The sequence below is a fragment of the Thermogymnomonas acidicola JCM 13583 genome (assembly GCF_001316105.1).
In the GTDB taxonomy this organism is placed as follows: Archaea; Thermoplasmatota; Thermoplasmata; order Thermoplasmatales; family Thermoplasmataceae; genus Thermogymnomonas; species Thermogymnomonas acidicola.
In genome coordinates, this window is the sequence record NZ_BBCP01000002.1 from 154,595 (window position 1) to 172,273 (window position 17,679).

The following is a 17,679-nucleotide window of genomic DNA, read 5'->3' on the forward strand; positions in this document are numbered from 1 at the left end:
GAGAGATGGAAGGCCAGTGCACCCCCTCCAGGCTGTGGCTGCCGCGAGGGCCTCGTTCCCCCAGGGACGCGGTCTGCATAGTGGACGGAGGCAACACTGCTGTCTGGGCGCACTACCTGAACAGGGTGTACGAGAAGAGGGCGTTCCTGAGCAGTGCTGTGGGGGGGAGGGCAGGTTACATAGGCACTGCGGTGCCTTTCGCAATAGGCGCGAAAATTGCGAGGCCGGAGAAGGAGGTCTTCTGCATCACCGGAGACGGCGCCTTCGCCTATTCCATGAGCGAGCTGGAAACCGCAAGGAGGCTCGGCACACCGTTCGTGTGCGTGGTCCTGAACGATGCCTCATGGAGCATGATGAAGTCGGCGCAGACAACATACTACTCCTCAAGGTACGTTGGCGTGGACTTCGGTGATGTGGACTATGCCGGCATAGCGAGGTCCATGGGCTGCTTCGGCGTGAAAGTGGATGACCCTGGAGAGCTCAGCAGGTGCATAGCCCAGGCCAGGGAATCGGGCATGCCTGCAGTTGTGGACGTGAGGGTCGATCCAGGGGGGGTGACGCCGCCGGACTTCCAGACGCTGACCGAGATATGGCTGGAGGGCTGCGACCTCAGTCCCTGACGCCAGCCTGCCCCCGCCATGCCGCTCCCTGCCCCCCGGGCCTCGTCTCCCTTATCATGAGGGACAGGAGCGCTCCTGCAAGGACGAGAATGGCAAGGACGAGCACCGCCAGGAACCCCGGGTCAGACGCCTCCACTCTGAGGGCGTCCTGCAGGCTGTACAGTGACGGCACCACCACTATGAGGAGGAGCGCGCCGACCTGTGAGAGGAGCCAGATGAGCCTGCGGCCGTGCCTGCGTTTTCCTCCCCTGCGCTCTCCAGAGATATCTGCAGGCCCAGGGGGGGCGCCAGGGAGATCAGGAAGAATCCCTCTGCAAAGGAGACGACGAAGTAGTAGCCAGCGGGCATCCTAAAGGAGAGGGCGAAGAGGAATAGGGCGGAAAAGAGGCTGTTTGCTATGACGAATTTCCTCAGCGAACCCCCCCATTTCTCCGCCACCACGGGGACAGCCACCATTCCGGATATGCCTGCAACGAGCATGATGGCGCCGGTGATCCCACCATCGAGGGGGCTGATACCCCCCCTGCCCGCCATGATGGTCTCGATCCACTGGGCCAGGGAGCTAAATACCCCCCCCACACCTATGAAGAAGAGTGCCATGAGGACCTGGATGTTCCTGATCCTGATGACACTCCTCATGCTGCCCATGAAGTGCGCAGACGCTTCAGGAGGCGTTGCCATGGGCTGCTCCCTGGAGAATGCCAGGAATGCCAGGAATGAGGCCGTGCAGACCGCCGATACCAGGACCATGCTCCTCACAATCTCAGCATACGAGGGTGATGGCACCATTAGGGGGCACGGTGACGAGCGCCAGTATCATGCCCAGGATCTGGCCCATTGTTCCTATCCCGTTGGCCAGGGCCTGCTCCTGCCTGGGGAACCACTCGCCTGACAGCTTCGATATACCGTTGAATATGAAGGGCTGCCCCCCCACGGAGGCCAGGCTCTGAAACACGAAAAGCACCTCAAAGTCAGTACCTGCCAGGAGCCTGAGCCACGAGAAGACCATGACGGTGCCGGCACCTGCAAGCACAGGTACCCTGAAGCCCCCCTCCTGTCAATGAGGAGGCCCACAGGAATCGAGAGGGGGGGTATAAACACCAGGGGGGGCCAGACAGCGGACATCAAGCCCAGCATGCCCAGGCCCGCGTGGAATACGTCCTGAAACTGCGGGGGGGTGAGTATGCCGGAGAAGTTGAGCCAGACGAACTGTGACGAGAGGGCCACCATGGTGTAGCCAATGAGCACAGGCCACCTGCGCGGGTCAGCTGAGCTTTTTCCATGCCGGAAAAACAATGGTGAAAGGCGTATATAAGCGTATCATTTTTCTAAATATATTACACAAACTGGCGGAAAGCGAGGGCACGGGCACGGATAAAGGTATATTATATCCAAGAGCATATTTGCCCGATGGCATCCCCCCCAGGCGCCTCAACCAGGATGAGGCCACTGTGAGGTCCATCCTCATAGACCTCGGGCTCACCGAGAACGAGGCAGACGTTTACCTGTCGCTGATAGAGCATGGCAGCATGTCGGCCGGAGATATGCTGAGGAACCTGAACCTCAGGCAGCCCCAGCTCTACGACATAACCTCCTCTCTGGAGAGGAAGGGCTTCATAAATGCCGTTGAGGGGGGGAGGCCCAAGAGGTTCGAGGCCATCAGCCAGAGGCGATACTGCTGGCGAGGGAGGAGACCCTGAGGCGGAACAGGGACTTCTTCCTCAGCTGGGCCAGGGCAAAGGAGGGCGCCGAGTATATACAGCCGGCGCTCATAAACGCCAGGAACTTCAAGGCTGTGATAAACAACGCCATCCAGGTGGTCCTGGACGCCAGGCACTCGGTCTACGTGGAATCAACGCCTGACATACTGGACGAGATCGCCCCGGTGCTGGGCCTCGCCATGTCCAGGGGGGGCGTAAGGGTAACAGTCCTCCTCTTCAGCCACACGCCTTTGCTCGAGTTGCAGCAGAAGGTGAGGTCACAGTTCAGGGACCTGAGGACCGTGCACCCAGGCCAGTTCTTCACGGTCATAGGCGACGACAGGCAGTCCGTCTTCATGCCGAGGAGCGTTGCCCTTGGCCGGGACGGAAGCAGATACGGCTACGTGTTCAGGGACAGGGACATGAGCTGGTTCCTGGTGCACAACTACTTCAACGCCTGGTACAGGGCCACAAGGATAAATGTGAGCAGTGGGCCTGCAGGGAAGGTGTACTATTCACACAGGCTGGCCATTAACGACATCATGGAGTACGGCCTCAATGGGAGGAGTGCCGTGCTCACAGGGGGGGTGATGAGGGAGAGCGGGAAGAGCGTGACCATGGAAGGTAGGATCCTCTCCTTCACCGTGAGCGAGGACATAGTGAACTTCACCTTCAGTTCCGGGGGGGATGAGAAATACACTGTCGGCGGTTATGACTCGCAGGTCGAGGACATAGAGATGGTGGCCCTGGAGGTCCTCTAGGCCCGGGCGCACATGGGGGGGCCTGGAGCACAAAGGATCGGTCAGCCGGAAAGGACATCTATGTCCACCTGGCCTGCGGGGGGTGACCACGTTCCTCATAGACAGGCTGGGCAGGCCCAGGTGCTCAAGCACCTCCGGGCATTCCCTCTTCTTCCCCCACCCGTGGGATCGTAGCCCCCCCCGATGGCCTCAACCAGTGCCTGTATGAACATGGCAGCGCTCCAGGCCTGCAGGTAGCAGCCCTCCCTGTTCGACATTTCAGGGAAGCAGCCCGGGGAGTACCTGCCCAGGGACCTGGAGAGGCTGAGGAACTCACGCATGGCCGGCCCCCCCACAAGGCCGTACCTCATCAGCCCTATGGCAGCAATGCCGTTGTTCACGGGCATCACTGTACCTCCAGGCGACACAGTGATGCCCCCCCATCGCCGCTTATTCGCAAGTAACCTGAAGATGCGAATTCCCTGGCCCTCTCCTCCGAGGACATGCCCATGAAGAGTGGCAGTACTGAAGTCCAGAAACCGAGGTCCCTTGGCACCCCCCCTTCCACTATCCTGTTGGCGTATGTGCCAGTTTCCGGGAGCCAGAAGGCCTCGAGCAAACGCCTGGAAGACCGGAGCATCTCCCCCCCACCTCCTCCCTCCCCCCCAGGCCCGTGGCACCCAGAACACCTTCGGGCACTGTGAGGAGGAGCTCCAGGGAGCGGGTGAAGAAACACACCGTATCTATGTCTATCCCGGAGCCCCCCCTGTCCTGGTCCTCCATGATCCCCCCCCTGCCTGTTAGCCCTGTTTCCCATACGTACCTGACACTGCGGCCCACAGTATCGGAGAGTTCGGAGAATAGGCGCCAGCTGCGCCTCCACATGCTGGCCTCCGCCACGACTGCTGGGAAGAGGGCGCTCTCCTCCAGGTCGCCGCTATTGTACACGACGCCGTTGGTCACCACCTCATGCGGTATCCTTCCACCTGAAGACCGCGATGCCAGGAACCTCAGTGTGTCCGCCACGGCCCTCCATTCACCCGTATACATGGCACCCCCCCTGGCCGAGAGGAAGGTGTCTATCGCGAAGAACCACGGGAAGTCTGGGTGCCCTGCAGTTAGCAGGTGTTTCCCTCCCCCCCAGCGCTGTATGAGCATGGCGATGTTCGACTTCGCCATCTGGCACGCACCCGCAACCCAGGAACCTGCGGCTCAACCTGGACCATGCGCAGCGGGAGTAGGTACCTGTGCGAAGGGTAGGAGGCGAGGGCACTGCCCCTTCCCTGCGGCAGGATGAGGAAGCTCCCGTACCTGCCGAGCCCCCCCACAGTAAGCGTCTCGCCCCCCCTGAGCTCCATGCGTTCCGCCCGCACGGTAAACTCCAGGCCCCCCCGCACACGAGCACCACAGAACCGCCCTTGGAGATGATGGAACAGCCCCCCTGCCTGTGGAGAGCCATACCTCCTGGGGCCTCAGGTCTATGACCATGTCCTTATGGCGCATCCACAGGAACGATATCTCGAGGCCACCACCGGTCAAAAGCGATACGGTCAGTTTCCCCCCCTCCCCCCCAAAGGTGGCGTTGAACTTCCATGGGTACCACTGAACCCTGTCGGGCCTGAGGCGTTCACCCCCCCACAGTACACGTGCATGGAGCGGAAGAGCCTGAAGGGGGGGTGGTGCCAGTAGCCTGCCATCTCTCCCCCCCTCACGTGGAAGCCCGCATCCGCTTCGCCGAGGTCTGTGGGGGGGAATATCAGGTACTCGTCCTGTGAAGATATTGTGGCGAACCTCCTCTGCGGTGCCTCCTCTACCGGGAACGCTCCTGCCATGCAGCCTCTTCCTCTAGCCTGGCACCATCCTTCCCAAGCACAATGGTATAGCGTGTGCCCCTGTAATTAATGTTCCCTATCGTGGCCCGCCCGGAGGGCCAGCCCTCTGGCAGCCTGCCAGTGAGGGCATCCTGCAGGCCCAGCCATGGGTCCGGTGTAAGGCCGAAGAGCCCCTCGATCACCGACTGCACGAAGAGCGATGAGGACCAGCCTGGGCAAACTGGCCTGTGGGCACGAACTCCGATGCTGAATAGGTCTCGTTTATCCTCCCGGGGTCATCGGAGCTGAATGCGGCGTCCACGAACGTCTTAAGGGCCTCGAGGCCCCCCCTGTCACGCATACCGTTCCTGAAGAGGGCCAGGGAGAGCCAGCCGGACATCAGGGGGGGCCATACGGTGCCTGTGTGGTACCCACCGTCGTACATCGGGTCCGTGGTGGACATTGACCGCATTCCCCCCCACGGCGTGAGCATGTGCTCCCCCCCTGCCATGAAGTCCAGGAAGCGCCTGCACTCCTCGCACTCCATGTACATGCAGGGCACCACAGTGGATGAGGAGAGTATCCTCCTCTTCCCCTCGCCTATGGAATCAAGGAACACAGACCCGTCCCAGAAGGTATCCCTCACCTTCCTCATGTCCACCTCTCCTGATACACCCATGCCCCCCCACAGGAGGCGCCTGGCCTCGGTGTACCACGCGTTGGCGTCAACGCACTTCCCGTCCCTCCTGTCCGCCCAGGACTCCGGCCAGCCTATGAGTCCCTCTGAGAACCTGTTCTCTATCAGGCCGTCAGAGTCGCTGTCCAGGGATGCGAGGAACCTGGAGACTTCCAGGAGTTCTTCCCCCCCCATCGGGTGCTCCCCCCCTGTCCAGAAGACATAGCGGGCGTAGGCGAGAACCCAGAGCGGGCTGCTGTCCACCGACATGTACATCGTGCCTATCTTCTTCTTCCCTATCTCGAAGCTTGGGTCACCGTCGCCCGTAATCGGGATTTCGTGCGGGATACGGCCCCCCCTGTCGGAGTGGGAGAAGAGGAGCCTCAGGTGCTCCAGTGCCTCCCTCTCCAGGCCAGCGGCCATGGCGGCCATCGATATCCAGAGCCCGTCCCTGCCGAAGAACCATGAGAAGACGGGGGGGTACCCAGCAAAGAACCCTGACCCCCCCGCGGGGTGGTGTTGAACATCTCCAGCATGTCGTGCTTTGCCCAGAGGAAGACCTTGTCGAACCTGAAGTCACCGCTCCGAAGGACGCAGTTATCCCTGACCCTTGAGTGGTAAGCCAGTGTCGAAAGCAGGTCACCGTCCCTGTAATCGCCGAGCAGGGACACAGTGATGCGGTTCTCACCTGGCCCGAGCATGACCCTCACTGTATTTCCCCCCCTCGCCTCAACAGTGCCGGTGGTGTGTATGCTCACTGGAAGCATACTCCCGCTCACATCCGCACGGCCTTTCCTGACAGCGATTGAGTTCTCGCCTCCGGTGGCCGTGGAGGGCCATGCCCTGGACTGTGTGGTATCGATCTCGACCTCCACCTCCTCCTGCCCCCTCAGGAAGCAGACGAACTTTCCCTGCCCGGGCACCATGAACTGCACGGTCTGCGTCATGCCGTAGTCCCTGGCTATGTAGCCCAGGCCACGCACGTATTTCCTTATCCTTTCCGCCGACCTCATGCCCGAAAACCTGAAGCGGATCGAGCGGGCCACGCAGACGTCAGCGAACCATAGGCCCGTCCTGGACCTGTGCCCGTCCGTAACCAGGGCATCGCCGTTCTGGTAGGACACAAGGTGGGAGCCGTTGCCCGATATGAGGGAGAAGGAATATGAGGAGAGGGCCCCCCCTGAACTCCTTCACCCATACCTCCATCTCCCTGTGGTTGTCCCCCCCCTCTCCCACCCTCGTGAGTGTGGAGAGTATCTCAGTAAGGATTTGCCTGTCCCGCATCTATCTCCTCCACCAGTCTCTGCGTCTCAGCATCGAATATGTAGACCTTCGAGTTACGTGCCGTGAACCGGAGCGTTGAGTTCTCAAGCACCTGCCCCCCCCGCACATCCTTCCTCGGTACAAGGGCATTCACCGCTGTGCCGTCAGGGAGTGAGGCTGTGACCAGGAGCATGTCGCCCATCATGGTGCTGTACCTGAATTCGGCCACGATCTCACCGTCGTCTGAGAGCGAGAGGCCCTCCGGCCTCACACCAACCATGACCGCCCTCCCCTGTCCGAAGTCAGTTGAGGTGCGTATTCTCTCACTGCCCAGCGCAACGCTGTGCCCATTGGCCACGCTCCTGATCAGGTTCATGGCGGGGGGGCTGCCAATGAACGACGCAACGAAGACCGTAGCCGGGTGGTCGTAGAGTTCCTCGGGCGTTCCTGACTGCACTATCCTGCCCTGGCTCAGCACCACGATCCTTGAGGCCAGCGCCATGGCCTCGTCCTGGTCGTGGCACACATATATTATGGTCTTCTTCACCTGCTCGTGGAACCTGCGGAGCTCGGAGAGCATCTCATGCCTGAGCTTTGCGTCCAGGTTCGAGAGCGGCTCGTCCATGAGGTAGACCAGTGGGTCCCTGACCATCGCCCTGGCCAGGCCCACCCTCTGCTGCTCCCCCCCGCCGGAGAGCTGCCTTGGCCTCTTGGAGAGGTGCTTCTCTATCTGCAGTGCCTTTGCGACACGGTTCACCCTCTCCTCTATCTCCTCCCTCTTCAGCCCCCCCTTTATCTTCAGGTTCAGTGCTATGTTGTCGTGCACGGTCATGTGCGGGTATAGGGCGAAGTTCTGGAACACCATGGCCACGTTCCTCTCAGACGGATAGAGGTCAGTGACGTCATTGCCGTCTATGTAGACCCTGCCTCCGTGGGTTTCAGTAGACCTGCAATGCAGCGGAGCAGCGTTGTCTTCCCGCTCCCTGAGGACCCGAGGATCACCAGGAACTCCCCGTCCTGCACCTCCAGGTCTATGTGGTCCAGTGCGACCTTTCCCTCGTATGAGACCGTCAGGCCTTCGACCTTAACTGACATTATGAAACAGGCCTCCCCTGGAGTGCTATCCCTTCCACAAAGTAGCGCTCAAACACTATGAACACTATGAGCGTCGGTATCATCGCCAGTATGTTGACTGTCATCATCTGGTTCCAGTAGATCTGCGTGCCGTTCGCACCCTTGAAGAAGTTCAGGACAAGCGGCAGGGTGAAGAGCCTTATAGAGTGCACCTCCATCAGGGGCCAGAGGAAGTTGTTCCACGAGCTTATGAAGGAGTATATCGCAGTGGCCGCTATGGCAGGCTTCGCTATGGGTGCGGAGATCCTGAAGAAGATCTGCCAGGGGGGGCGGAGGCCATCTATCTTAGCCGCGTTCTCTATGTCATCCGGTATAGTCGTGAAGTACTGCCTCATCAGAAACACGTTCAGTGCAGACGCGATCTGGGGGGGCATTATGAGGCCCTGGTAGGTGCTGAGCCAGTGTATGTCGAGCATGAAGACGTAGGATGCTATCGATATGACAGGGAAAGGTATCATCAGCGTGGCCAGGACTGCGTAGAACAGGATATCCCTGCCAGGGAATTTCAGCCTGGCGAAGGCGTAGCAGCAAGGGCACCTATGAACACACTCCCTGCAACGACACACACAGAGACGAAGACGCTGTTGAAGTACCAGAGTGGGAATGAGCCGAAGCTCCAGACTGTCCTGAGGTTCTGGATGAAGTAGTGCACGCTCGTCCTGGAGAGGGGGGTTGAAGTCCGGGGGGAAGTTGGCGAATATGCTGTTCCTGAAGGACTTCAGGAAGGTCCAGTAGAAGGGTATCACGTAGATCACGAGAAGCACCGACATGAGGATGTAAGCGATTGCGAGCGATACCGTTTTCCTCAGGTTCACCTCACCACCTCCTCTCCGATATTATGCGCCTCTGCGAAATGGTCAGGGCCATTATTATGATGAAGAGGATGAAGGAAGCAGCCGCCGCCAGCCCTATCTCACCTGTGTAGACAAATGTCCGGTTGTAGATGAACATGAGGGGTACGTAGGTGGACCTGGCAGGGCCGCCATCGGTTATGACAAAGACCTGGTCGAACAGCTGCATCGCGCCAGTGAGGCCCAGGATCACCACAAGCACCGTTGAAAACCTAAGCATCGGGAAGTATATGTACCTGAACCTCTGGAGCCCGTTCCTTATGCCGTCCAGCATAGCTGCGTCCATGACGTCCTGCGGTATTGACCTCAGGCCCGCAGAATATATTATCATGAAGTAAGGCGCAGTGCTGAATATGTTCATGGCCATGATGGCCGGAAAGGCATATGTGGTGGAATAGAAGAAGTTGATGGGGTGCACCCCGAACAGTGAGAGGAGGTAGTTTATGGGCCCCTCGGTCGAGAAGACCCAGATGAATATTATCGACATTGAAACCGGCGAGATCACGGCTGGTATGAAGACTATGGCCCTCACAACCCTGGAGTAAGTGGAGACCCTGTTGAAGAGGAGGGCATAGCCGAAGGCCAGGAAGGTCTGCACAGTCACGACCACAGCAGTGTAGATGAGGACGTTGACTATGGCCCTGGCAAAGGCAGAGCTCGTTAACACTGACACATAGTTCGACAGGCCAACAAAATAGATCTTGTGGAAGAACGGGTCGTAGTGGAACAGGCTTATGACGAAGGAATAGACTGCAGGGAAGAAGGTGAATGTGATGAGAAATAAAAAGAGGGGGGGTATTATGAATATTATTCCGGTCCTCCTCTCGGGATCGCTGGAGCGCTTACCTTTCCTCAACCCCCCCACCCTGACGTTTTCGTAAGCCTCCGATGCCATCGGTCAGCACCTTACACGGTGGACGATCCCTTCAGCCGCTGTTTGTGACGTTCACTATCTGGTCGTAGGCCTGCTGTGGTGTCAGCTTGCCAGCGAACAGGTCCGCTATTGCGTTGTGACACTGGGCCTCCACTGCTGTGAAGTTGGTTGTGTTGTAGTTCCAGCCGTAGGCGAACGGGAACTGCTCACCCGCAAAGCTCTGTATGGGGGGGAAGTTTGTCCTGTACCATGAGGATTCGAGGATCGCTGTCCTGGAGGGCAGTGCCAGGCCCTTGGAGACCCACTGCTGCTCACCTGATGGCCCGGTGAAGAACTCCACGAACTGTACGGCAGCCCACTTCTGCGCGCCTGTCAGGCCAGCGTTCACCGCCAGGCCCACGTTGAACATCATCGTCGCATTCTGCACGTCGTAGGGCATGAAGGCGTAGCCTATTGCTGATGTGTCGTTCTGGAAGTAAGAGCCGTTGGCCAGCAGCACTGGCACAGTCCAGGTGCCGGTAACGACCATGCCCACCTTGCCGGTCGCGAAGTCACCACCGTTCCAGCCAGCGCTGAGGTTGGAGTTCAGCCCGGCCAGGCCTGAGCTGTAGAGGTTGTACCAGAACTCAATTGCAGTGAGCAGTGGCTGGCTGTTGCTGGCCATTCCAGTGCCCGTCTGGTTTATCCACTGCCCGCCTGCCTCGTGCATGAACGCGAGTATCCTGCAAACTGCGGGCCCACCACCATGGGGGGGTAGTAGCCACTGCCACCGTTGGGGGGGAGCATGCTCATGTTGGCCTTAAGCTGCTTGAGCACGTTCATCATGGTCGTCCAGTTCCAGTGGGTGTAGTTGGTCGGATAGGGCACATGCTCGGCGTTGAATATGTTCTTGTTGAACAGGACAAAGAGAGGGCTCCAGTCCTTCGGCGCGGCATAGAGCTGGCCGTTCTGGTAGAATGTCTGCAGTATCGTCGGGGGGGCGAAACCGCTCAGGTTGTACGAGGCGTTCGCGGAGAGGTAAGGTGTCAGGTCAAGGAGGTAGCCTGCCTTAACGAACTCCGGAAGGGCGTCGTTCTCCATGTACATGACAGCGGGTGCAGAGTTCGTGGAGAACTCTGTTTCCAGCGTGCCATAGTAGTTGCTCGTTATGGGCACGAACTTGACAGTAACGTTGCTGTGCATGGCGTTGAACTCGTTCACCATCTGCAGGTCAAACTCGTACTCCTCGCCGCTGGAGACCCAACCAGAAAACACTATGGTGGTCTTGGCCGGCGTGCTGTGCGCGTATGCCTCGTAGCCTCCCACACCAGCGATAACGATCACCACGACCGCTATCACTGCAATCAGGTTCCTTCTCTCCAATGTATCACCTTCATTCTATACTAATTGTCGTTAGTAATAACTATATTCAGCTATATAAATGTATCCATGCGGTTCTCCACATATGTCCACAAGTATGTATCACCGTTACACGTGGCACCGGTAACTCGCCCGGGAGAGGAGTGCACTCCCAGTAATCACTCCGCGCCGGCACCGGGCATGGCACGAACCATACAGCATGGTGGTGTGCCGTGGATTCTGTCCAGTACGGGCCACTTCCTAATGTGATTGATAGGACATATTTCCTCTCCACAGCGAGTTCCGTCAAAACTTTCCACATACGCTCCGTGAACATGATAAGTTCATATATCAACACGTACTCTTATTTCTGTGTATATATATGAGATAAAGATTACCCAGAGTGATTGCCCACACATCGATGTAACGAACGAGTTCAGGGACGTTTACATACTCGTGATGAACACGATGGAGGAGATGGAGACGCAGAAGATGTTCTCTGTGGTCTATTCACGCTCCCAGGAAGACCTGACATCTGCCCTGAAGTTGCTCGACTCCCACAGGCTCGTGAACGAGCTCGAGCTCATCTCCAGGAGGCCCAACGTGGCCGCGATCTTTTACGAAATGCAGGAAACCTCCATGTACAGGAGGACTGCCAGGGAGGGCTTCAGGATACACCCGATGGTGGCGCACAGGGGGGATGGAGAGGTGGTTCGTGGTCTGCAAGAGGGACAGGTCCGCTAACGAGATATACAGGGCCGATGAGACAACACGCATACTCAGCGCCAGGCAGCTGAGCTCCGAGGAGTTCCTGCACGTCTATCCGAGCGTCTTCTACGACCTGCAGCTCCTGCAGCTCTTCGGCGACCTAACGGAGAGCGACTTCAGGCTCCTGAAGGTGGCATTCAACACGGGCTACTTCGAGTGGCCGCGCAAGGTCGACCTGGCTGAGCTCAGCAGGATCATGTCATTGCCGAAGAGCACGCTCTCTTACAAGCTCAGGCAGATAGACAGGAAGATCGCTAAGGTCGTTGACGAGAGGCTTTCCGGGTGAAAAATACTCCTATATAATCTTTTTCACAGGATGACGGGCCGTTTGCCGAATTCTTATACAGGTGGACGTGTATTCATGAGTATATATTGATTCTTCGCCTCCATGGACACAATATTTATTTAAGCACCCCCCCTAATAGACAAAATGTCCTCAGGTGGGCTGCAGTGGCCCGCTCTGAAGATGTGGTTGAAATGGTGACGACGGAGTTTGGATGGTTTGAGGAGGAAGAGGAGGGCTACGCTGAGAAGTACAGGGGGGGAGCCGTGGACTCCCTAAAGATCGAGAACGGTGTCCTGCGGAGGTACCTGACGTACTTTGCGGCCCTCACCAGGCCGGACAATATCGTGCTGATCAGGGGGGGGACGAACTGGAGGGCATCATCTCTTCCCTTGTCAGCGAGGGTAGCTGATAAGGCTCAACGGTAAGACGTACCCCAATTCATACCTCTACAGGAGCGACCCCCAGCGATGTGGCCAGGTCGGAGAAGAACACTTACATATGCACGCCCGAGCGTGAAGACGCAGGGCCAACAAACAACTGGATGAACCCTGCAGACGCACTTGCCAGGTTCAGGGACCTGGCCAGGGGGGGCCTACTCCGGCAAGACAATGTACGTTGTGCCGTACATACTGGGCCCGGAGGAATCGCCTTTCGCAGAGACCGGCGTTGAGATCACGGATAACCCGTACGTGGTCGCGAACATGATGATGATAACAAGGAGCGGGAAGAGGGCCCTCGATCGCATTGGGGAGAGCACCAGATTCGTCCTCGGGGTGCACGTCACGGGCAGCCTGAACCCTGAGGAGAGGTACATAATGCACCTCCCAGAGGACGACATGATACTGAGCGTGAACACGGCCTACGGAGGGAACGCCCTGCTGAGCAAGAAGTGCCATGCGCTTAGGATAGCGAGCGTGCACGCGAAGAGGGACGGGTGGATGGCGGAGCACATGATGGCCATAGAGGTCGTCAGGCCCGACGGTAGGGCCTCGGGATAACTGGCGCCTTCCCCCAGCGCCAGTGGCAAGACGAACCTCTCCATGATAATGCCGCCAAGCGACATGGAGGGCTGGAAGGCGTACCTGGTAAGCGATGACATAGCCTGGATGCACAGCGTCAACGGCTCCCTGTACGCGATAAACCCGGAATACGGCTTTTTCGGCGTTGCCCCTGGAACGAACGAGAGGACGAACCCGAACGCCTGGACGCCATAAGGCACGACACCATATTCACCAACGTTGCCCTCACAGACAGTGGTGAGCCATGGTGGGAGGGCCTCGGGCCCAGGCCACCCCACCTCATAGACTGGCAGGGGGGGAGGGACTGCAACGGCTGCGAGCAGGCCGCACACCCGAACTCCAGGTTCACCACGCCCATCCTCAACTACAGACAGCTGAGTGCGAAGTACAGCGACCCCCCCAGGGGCCTGAAGGTGGACGCCATGCTCTTCGGTGGCAGGAGGAGCACCCTCGTGCCCCCCCTTGTCAGGGAGGCCAGGAACTGGGCCCAGGGCGTCCTCTTCGGCGCAATGCTCAGGGCAGAGACGACCGCTGCCATAACAGGCAAGGTCGGTGTGGTCAGGCAGGACCCCCCCATGGCAATGATAGCCTTCTGCGGCTACAACATGGCGGACTACTTCAGCCACTGGCTCAGGATGGGCAGCATGGTGAAGGATCGGCCTAGGATATACTACGTCAACTGGTTCAGGAAGGACAGCAAGGGGGGGGAGTTCATCTGGCCCGGCTTTGGAGAGAACATGAGGGTGATCGAGTGGATCACCGGCCGCGTGTCCGGCGAGATCACAAAGGGCATAGAGACACCCATCGGCATACTCCCAGAGGTGGATGACATAAGGGCTCCTGGGGGGGTCAGCAGGGAGAGGCTGGAGGAGATACTCTCCGTGGACAGGGATGGCTGGCTCAGGGAATTGGACGAGGTGGAGGCCTTCTTCAGTCAGTTCGGTGACCGGTTCCCGGTGGAGCTGAGGAAAGAGATCGAGAGGATGAGGGAAGGCCTCGAGAACTGGTGATCCCCTTCTCTGTGTGGTGGGTCATGCCTATTGAGCATGGCCCGGAAACAATATTCTTTTGAACCTGTACAAAGAAACACTAATCTGTATACTTTTTGTACACAACACGGTGGCAATGGATAGAGGACGTTGTGAGCCTTGAACAGGCGAGGATGAAGAGGATCGAGATACACTACAGGGGGATCTTCCAGAAGACGCTTGCGAAGCGCATCGGTGGCGACCTTGTCAAGATCGCTGTATCGCAGGGCAAGGTGGCCTTCTCTAACGGCAGATACAGCGATTCTCCCGAGAGGACGGTATACCTGCCAAGTACTTCGTCTACATGTCCGACGAGCTGTCAGAGGAGGACCTTGAGGCAGTGTGTGGTGCGAAGCTGGAGGCTGACAAGGTCGACATCTCCATAGTCCTGGACGACACGATGATAAAGGGCGTTGAGCCTGGGCGTGGTACGGCATCAGGCCAGTCAACGATAGGCTTGTGGCCAATGCCGTGCAGGTCTTCGTGAGCAACCGCACCTTCGATGATATCCTCTCTCACCTGGAGAAGAAGGACTTCGCCTACAGGATCGGCATACTCCCGGGCGAGGCCAGCTTCTCAGGCCTCTGGTACTACAGGGACGACGGCACGGACGTCAGGGTCCTCGGTGCTGTGGCCAGGGCAGACCCGGATGCGGTTGACATAGACCATGTGCTGGAGTACGTGGAGAAGAAGTACGGGAAGGAGAAGGCGGCCATGGCGAAGAAGGCCTATGAGGAGCTCAGGCTCAGGGATGTCAGGCCTGGAGAAGGGATCGTATGGCCATACCAGAAGCCTGTACTGCCAAAGTGGACTGAGTTCCAGGAGGGCGTCGTGGTCGAGGGAGTCAAGGGGGGGCAGTTCAGGAAGGGGGGGCCCAGGGGGGGTACCCCCGAGGAACCCGCACTTCAAGAGGGGGGGACGAGCAAGACGCAGAGGCCAGTGATCCGGTTCGACCTGTGCACCAAGTGCACGCTCTGCTGGTACGAGTGCCTGATGAGGTCTTTGATGTCACCCCAGAGGGCTACTACGACCCGCACTATGAATACTGCACGGGCTGCGGCAGGTGCGCCGAGGCATGCCCGGTGGAGGAGTGCATAGTGATGGTGGACGAGAACCGCTTCGACAGCTACGACAGCCCGTGGGAGATGTACAGGAAGGACCCGAAGGGCTACATAGAGTGGGTGGAGAGCAAGAAGGGGGACGAGAGGGTCGTGCCCTCATACGTGACGGGCATGGGCATGAGGGTTGAGAAGGGCAAGAAGGTACCGGCGAAGGTGAGGTGATGGCTGTGGAGAGCGTTAGTGTTAAGAGCGCTTACGAGAGGGAGGAGCTGCTCAACGGCTGCCAGGCCGTTTCACATGCGGTCAGGCTCGCCGATGTGGACGTGGTGGCGGCCTACCCAATAAGGCCGTACACGGAGGTCATGGACCAGATATCCAAGTTCATTGCAGACGGCGAGTTCTACGCTGAGTACATAATAGCGGACGGGGGAGCACTCCCAGTTTGAGATCGGCAAGCACGCTGTTTCAGTGGGTGCAAGGGCCTTCGTGGGCAGCAGTGGCACAGGCTGGATGTACGCCACCGAGGCGCTGGTGGCCACTGCAACTGACAGGCTCCCCCTGGTCGCAATGTGCGGTAACAGGGCCCTGGACGACCCTGGTGCCTTCGGTGTGGAGCACAACGATGCCCTGATGCTCAGGGACGTGGGCTGGAACCTGGTGTGGGTCGACACCGCACAGCAGGCCCTTGACACGACTCTGCTGGCCTACAGGATCGCGGAAGACCCCCGCGGTCATGATGCCCACAGCCGTGTCGCTTGACGGCGCCTTCCTGACGCACTCCCAGCACATGGTGAAGATACCTACCAAGGAGGCAGTGGACCAGTTCCTGCCGCCGTACAACCCGAAGGTCAAGCTCGACCCGGACAACCCAGTCTCGATCGCGCCGCAGGCAACGAGGACTGGGTCATGGAGATAAGGAGGCAGAACTACGAGGCGGGCAAGAGGGCCAAGGGCGTCATATACAGGGCCTACAGGGAGTTCAACGAGATATTCGGCACCCACTACGAGAACCCCCCCTTCTTCGAGGAGTTCATGACGGCGGATGCGGACTTCGTGCTGATCGGGATGGGCTCCATTGCGATGCCCGCCAAGGCGGCGGTGAAGGAGATGAGGAGGAAGGGCGTGAAAGCGGGGGGGTACATAAGCCTGCACTGGCTAAGGCCCTTCCCCCACAGAGGAACTGAGGAAGGCGCTCTCCAGGTTCAGGGGGGGCATAGGCGTAATCGACAGGGACTTCGCCATAGGCACTCCTGACCTGGGCGGTGTCCTGTTCCACGAGATCAGGTCTTGCATGTACAGGAGCAGCAGCAGGCCAAACATCCTGAACTTCATAAGCGGCCTCGGTGCCAGAGACACGAGTATAGAGGACTGCATGAGGATGATCGATATTGTGAGCCACGCGAAGGGTGACGAGACGGAGCAGGTCGTCACCTGGATAGGCGTGAGGGAGTGATGTGTGATGGTTGAGGAAGAACTGACGAAGGAAGAGCTGGAGAGGAGGGCGAAGGTATACAGGGGGGGAGTGCACGACATAGACCTTGAAGAGTACTACACCTCGGGCCACAGGACGTGCCAGGGGGGGTGCGAGAGCGCCCTGGTCATGCGCTCTTTCGCAAAGGCTTCCGGACCCAACACGGTCGTGACCGGGGGGGCAACTGGATGCATGTACGTTGCGAACACCTCCTACATGTCCACACCCTGGGCGGTACCATGGATGCACACCCAGCTGGGTGCCGGGGGGGGTTCGTCCGCTGTCGGCATGGCGGCGGGCCTCAGGGCACTTAAGAACAAGGGCAAGCTGAAGAAAGACATACCGCACGTGATAGCCTTCTGCGGTGACCTCGGTGGCGGTGACATGGGCCTGGGAGCGATCTCGGGTGCGCTGCAGACAGACTACGACCTCCTCATAATCATCTACGACAACGAGTCTGCCGCGAACACGGACATACAGGCCACCGGCCTCACCACATGGGGGGGTGCACAGACCACATTTACACCGACAGGGAGCGTGCACAGGATAATGCAGAAGAGGTGGAAGAAGAACGTCATAGGCATGATGGCTGCCGGGCATCCCAACGTCAGGTACCTGGCCACCGCATGCGCAACATACCCTGCGGGTGATTACCTGAACAAGGTCAGGAAGGCACTGGCCGCTGGGGGGGGCCCACACTGATACATACCATCGACCCGTGCACGAAGGGCTGGGACTACCACCCGAGGTACACGGGCCTGATAGGCGAACTTGCTGTCAAGACCGGCATATTCCCCGACTACGAGATAATAAACGGCAAGGTCTACTACACCTACGACGCCAGGAAGAAGAGGGTACCTGTGAGGGAGTACCTGGAGAAGCAGGGCAGATTCTCGCACTTCACCGAAGAGGACTACGAGTACGTGCAGTCCATGGTCGATGAGATGTGGGAGGACTGGGAAATACCTGGAGTGGTTCCGTTCCGCGGAGACCTGAAGGTGGCCGACTGAGGGGGGGGTAACAAATTATTTACCCATAA

20 protein-coding genes and 6 pseudogenes are annotated in these 17,679 nt (G+C 58.8%); 11 read left to right on the top strand and 15 right to left on the bottom strand.

What is annotated here, in order from left to right:
* The first annotated feature begins 5 nt into the window (after window positions 1-5).
* Entirely contained in the window at window positions 6-620 is a 615-nt protein-coding gene (locus JCM13583_RS11930) for a thiamine pyrophosphate-binding protein (RefSeq protein WP_162509276.1), read from the top strand.
* Here JCM13583_RS11930 and JCM13583_RS02745 read toward each other — a convergent pair.
* Genes JCM13583_RS02745 through JCM13583_RS02755 form a run of 3 tightly spaced genes read right to left on the bottom strand, consistent with a single transcriptional unit; the run spans window position 610 to window position 1,653 of the window.
* Window positions 610-792, bottom strand: a complete 183-nt coding sequence (locus JCM13583_RS02745; RefSeq protein WP_162509277.1) for a hypothetical protein — start codon at window positions 790-792, stop codon at window positions 610-612. The genes JCM13583_RS11930 and JCM13583_RS02745 overlap by 11 nt on opposite strands.
* Window positions 793-797: 5 nt before the next feature.
* On the bottom strand, window positions 798-1,370 hold the full coding sequence (locus JCM13583_RS02750) for an MFS transporter (protein ID WP_162509278.1): 573 nt from the start codon (window positions 1,368-1,370) through the stop codon (window positions 798-800).
* Window positions 1,371-1,383: 13 nt separating this feature from the next.
* Window positions 1,384-1,653: a hypothetical protein gene (locus tag JCM13583_RS02755; RefSeq protein WP_075056617.1), complete on the bottom strand. Its 270-nt coding sequence runs from the start codon at window positions 1,651-1,653 to the stop codon at window positions 1,384-1,386.
* 370 nt (window positions 1,654-2,023) lie between these two features.
* On the opposite strand from JCM13583_RS02755, the gene JCM13583_RS02760 reads away from it, so the two are divergent.
* Both JCM13583_RS02760 and JCM13583_RS02765 read left to right on the top strand, forming a co-directional pair.
* Window positions 2,024-2,320: a TrmB family transcriptional regulator gene (locus JCM13583_RS02760; RefSeq protein ID WP_075056618.1), complete on the top strand. Its 297-nt coding sequence runs from the start codon at window positions 2,024-2,026 to the stop codon at window positions 2,318-2,320.
* Window positions 2,321-2,415: 95 nt separating this feature from the next.
* On the top strand, window positions 2,416-3,081 hold the full coding sequence (locus tag JCM13583_RS02765) for a hypothetical protein (protein ID WP_075056619.1): 666 nt from the start codon (window positions 2,416-2,418) through the stop codon (window positions 3,079-3,081).
* Window positions 3,082-3,176: 95 nt separating this feature from the next.
* On the opposite strand, the gene JCM13583_RS02770 is transcribed toward JCM13583_RS02765, so the two are convergent.
* From JCM13583_RS02770 to JCM13583_RS02815, 12 genes and pseudogenes are all read right to left on the bottom strand, one after another.
* Window positions 3,177-3,488 carry a hypothetical protein gene (locus tag JCM13583_RS02770; RefSeq protein WP_162509281.1) on the bottom strand — a complete coding sequence of 104 codons (312 nt, stop codon included), beginning with the start codon at window positions 3,486-3,488 and terminating at the stop codon, window positions 3,177-3,179.
* Window positions 3,467-3,616 carry a hypothetical protein gene (locus JCM13583_RS13690; protein WP_171823383.1) on the bottom strand — a complete coding sequence of 50 codons (150 nt, stop codon included), beginning with the start codon at window positions 3,614-3,616 and terminating at the stop codon, window positions 3,467-3,469. Before JCM13583_RS13690 ends, JCM13583_RS02770 begins: the two co-directional genes overlap by 22 nt.
* Window positions 3,617-3,627: 11 nt before the next feature.
* Entirely contained in the window at window positions 3,628-4,239 is a 612-nt protein-coding gene (locus JCM13583_RS02775) for a hypothetical protein (RefSeq protein ID WP_075056621.1), read from the bottom strand.
* Window positions 4,179-4,433 (bottom strand): hypothetical protein, encoded by a 255-nt coding sequence (locus tag JCM13583_RS13695; protein ID WP_171823384.1) that lies wholly within the window; start codon window positions 4,431-4,433, stop codon window positions 4,179-4,181. Before JCM13583_RS13695 ends, JCM13583_RS02775 begins: the two co-directional genes overlap by 61 nt.
* Before the next feature lie 177 nt (window positions 4,434-4,610).
* Window positions 4,611-4,892, bottom strand: a complete 282-nt coding sequence (locus tag JCM13583_RS02780; protein WP_075056622.1) for a hypothetical protein — start codon at window positions 4,890-4,892, stop codon at window positions 4,611-4,613.
* Window positions 4,871-5,074 (bottom strand): hypothetical protein, encoded by a 204-nt coding sequence (locus JCM13583_RS13700; protein WP_075056623.1) that lies wholly within the window; start codon window positions 5,072-5,074, stop codon window positions 4,871-4,873. The genes JCM13583_RS02780 and JCM13583_RS13700 overlap by 22 nt, the downstream gene beginning before the upstream one ends.
* Window positions 5,071-5,979 carry a hypothetical protein gene (locus JCM13583_RS02790; RefSeq protein WP_075056624.1) on the bottom strand — a complete coding sequence of 303 codons (909 nt, stop codon included), beginning with the start codon at window positions 5,977-5,979 and terminating at the stop codon, window positions 5,071-5,073. The genes JCM13583_RS13700 and JCM13583_RS02790 overlap by 4 nt, the downstream gene beginning before the upstream one ends.
* Window positions 5,931-6,671: a hypothetical protein gene (locus JCM13583_RS02795; RefSeq protein ID WP_075056625.1), complete on the bottom strand. Its 741-nt coding sequence runs from the start codon at window positions 6,669-6,671 to the stop codon at window positions 5,931-5,933. Before JCM13583_RS02795 ends, JCM13583_RS02790 begins: the two co-directional genes overlap by 49 nt.
* Before the next feature lie 134 nt (window positions 6,672-6,805).
* Window positions 6,806-7,905, bottom strand: a pseudogene (locus JCM13583_RS02800) (ABC transporter ATP-binding protein).
* A pseudogene (locus JCM13583_RS02805) lies at window positions 7,905-8,714 on the bottom strand (carbohydrate ABC transporter permease). Before JCM13583_RS02805 ends, JCM13583_RS02800 begins: the two co-directional pseudogenes overlap by 1 nt.
* A 46-nt stretch (window positions 8,715-8,760) precedes the next feature.
* Window positions 8,761-9,690 carry a sugar ABC transporter permease gene (locus JCM13583_RS02810; RefSeq protein WP_075056626.1) on the bottom strand — a complete coding sequence of 310 codons (930 nt, stop codon included), beginning with the start codon at window positions 9,688-9,690 and terminating at the stop codon, window positions 8,761-8,763.
* An 11-nt stretch (window positions 9,691-9,701) separates the two neighbouring features.
* Window positions 9,702-10,872: pseudogene (locus JCM13583_RS02815) on the bottom strand (extracellular solute-binding protein).
* Window positions 10,873-11,379: 507 nt separating this feature from the next.
* Here JCM13583_RS02815 and JCM13583_RS02820 point away from each other — a divergent pair.
* The 8 genes and pseudogenes from JCM13583_RS02820 to JCM13583_RS02845 all read left to right on the top strand — a co-directional run bounded on the left by JCM13583_RS02820 (window position 11,380) and on the right by JCM13583_RS02845 (window position 17,650).
* Window positions 11,380-11,751, top strand: a complete 372-nt coding sequence (locus JCM13583_RS02820) for a hypothetical protein (protein ID WP_075056627.1) — start codon at window positions 11,380-11,382, stop codon at window positions 11,749-11,751.
* Complete coding sequence (locus JCM13583_RS02825) at window positions 11,723-12,061, top strand: helix-turn-helix domain-containing protein (protein ID WP_171823385.1); 339 nt, start codon at window positions 11,723-11,725, stop codon at window positions 12,059-12,061. The genes JCM13583_RS02820 and JCM13583_RS02825 overlap by 29 nt, the downstream gene beginning before the upstream one ends.
* Before the next feature lie 191 nt (window positions 12,062-12,252).
* Window positions 12,253-14,090 (top strand): annotated as a pseudogene (locus JCM13583_RS02830) (phosphoenolpyruvate carboxykinase (GTP)).
* A gap of 95 nt (window positions 14,091-14,185) precedes the next feature.
* Window positions 14,186-14,494, top strand: coding sequence for a hypothetical protein (locus JCM13583_RS11940; RefSeq protein WP_171823386.1), 309 nt, complete (start codon window positions 14,186-14,188; stop codon window positions 14,492-14,494).
* 73 nt (window positions 14,495-14,567) lie between these two features.
* On the top strand, window positions 14,568-15,206 hold the full coding sequence (locus JCM13583_RS13705) for a hypothetical protein (protein WP_171823387.1): 639 nt from the start codon (window positions 14,568-14,570) through the stop codon (window positions 15,204-15,206).
* Complete coding sequence (locus JCM13583_RS11945) at window positions 15,095-15,391, top strand: 4Fe-4S binding protein (protein ID WP_171823388.1); 297 nt, start codon at window positions 15,095-15,097, stop codon at window positions 15,389-15,391. The genes JCM13583_RS13705 and JCM13583_RS11945 overlap by 112 nt, the downstream gene beginning before the upstream one ends.
* Window positions 15,391-16,622 (top strand): annotated as a pseudogene (locus JCM13583_RS02840) (pyruvate ferredoxin oxidoreductase). The gene JCM13583_RS11945 and the pseudogene JCM13583_RS02840 overlap by 1 nt, the downstream one beginning before the upstream one ends.
* A gap of 6 nt (window positions 16,623-16,628) precedes the next feature.
* Window positions 16,629-17,650: pseudogene (locus JCM13583_RS02845) on the top strand (pyruvate synthase).
* The last annotated feature ends 29 nt before the right edge of the window (window positions 17,651-17,679 follow it).

What these genes read in the sequence shown, in the direction of transcription:
- JCM13583_RS11930 (WP_162509276.1), top strand. Translation starts at nt 6, where the DNA reads ATGGAAGGCCAGTGCACCCCCTCCAGGCTGTGGCTGCCGCGAGGGCCT.
- JCM13583_RS02810 (WP_075056626.1), bottom strand. Translation starts at nt 9,690, where the DNA reads ATGGCATCGGAGGCTTACGAAAACGTCAGGGTGGGGGGGTTGAGGAAA.
- JCM13583_RS02750 (WP_162509278.1), bottom strand. Translation starts at nt 1,370, where the DNA reads ATGGTCCTGGTATCGGCGGTCTGCACGGCCTCATTCCTGGCATTCCTG.
- JCM13583_RS02780 (WP_075056622.1), bottom strand. Translation starts at nt 4,892, where the DNA reads ATGGCAGGAGCGTTCCCGGTAGAGGAGGCACCGCAGAGGAGGTTCGCC.
- JCM13583_RS02775 (WP_075056621.1), bottom strand. Translation starts at nt 4,239, where the DNA reads ATGGCGAAGTCGAACATCGCCATGCTCATACAGCGCTGGGGGGGAGGG.
- JCM13583_RS02790 (WP_075056624.1), bottom strand. Translation starts at nt 5,979, where the DNA reads ATGGCCGCCATGGCCGCTGGCCTGGAGAGGGAGGCACTGGAGCACCTG.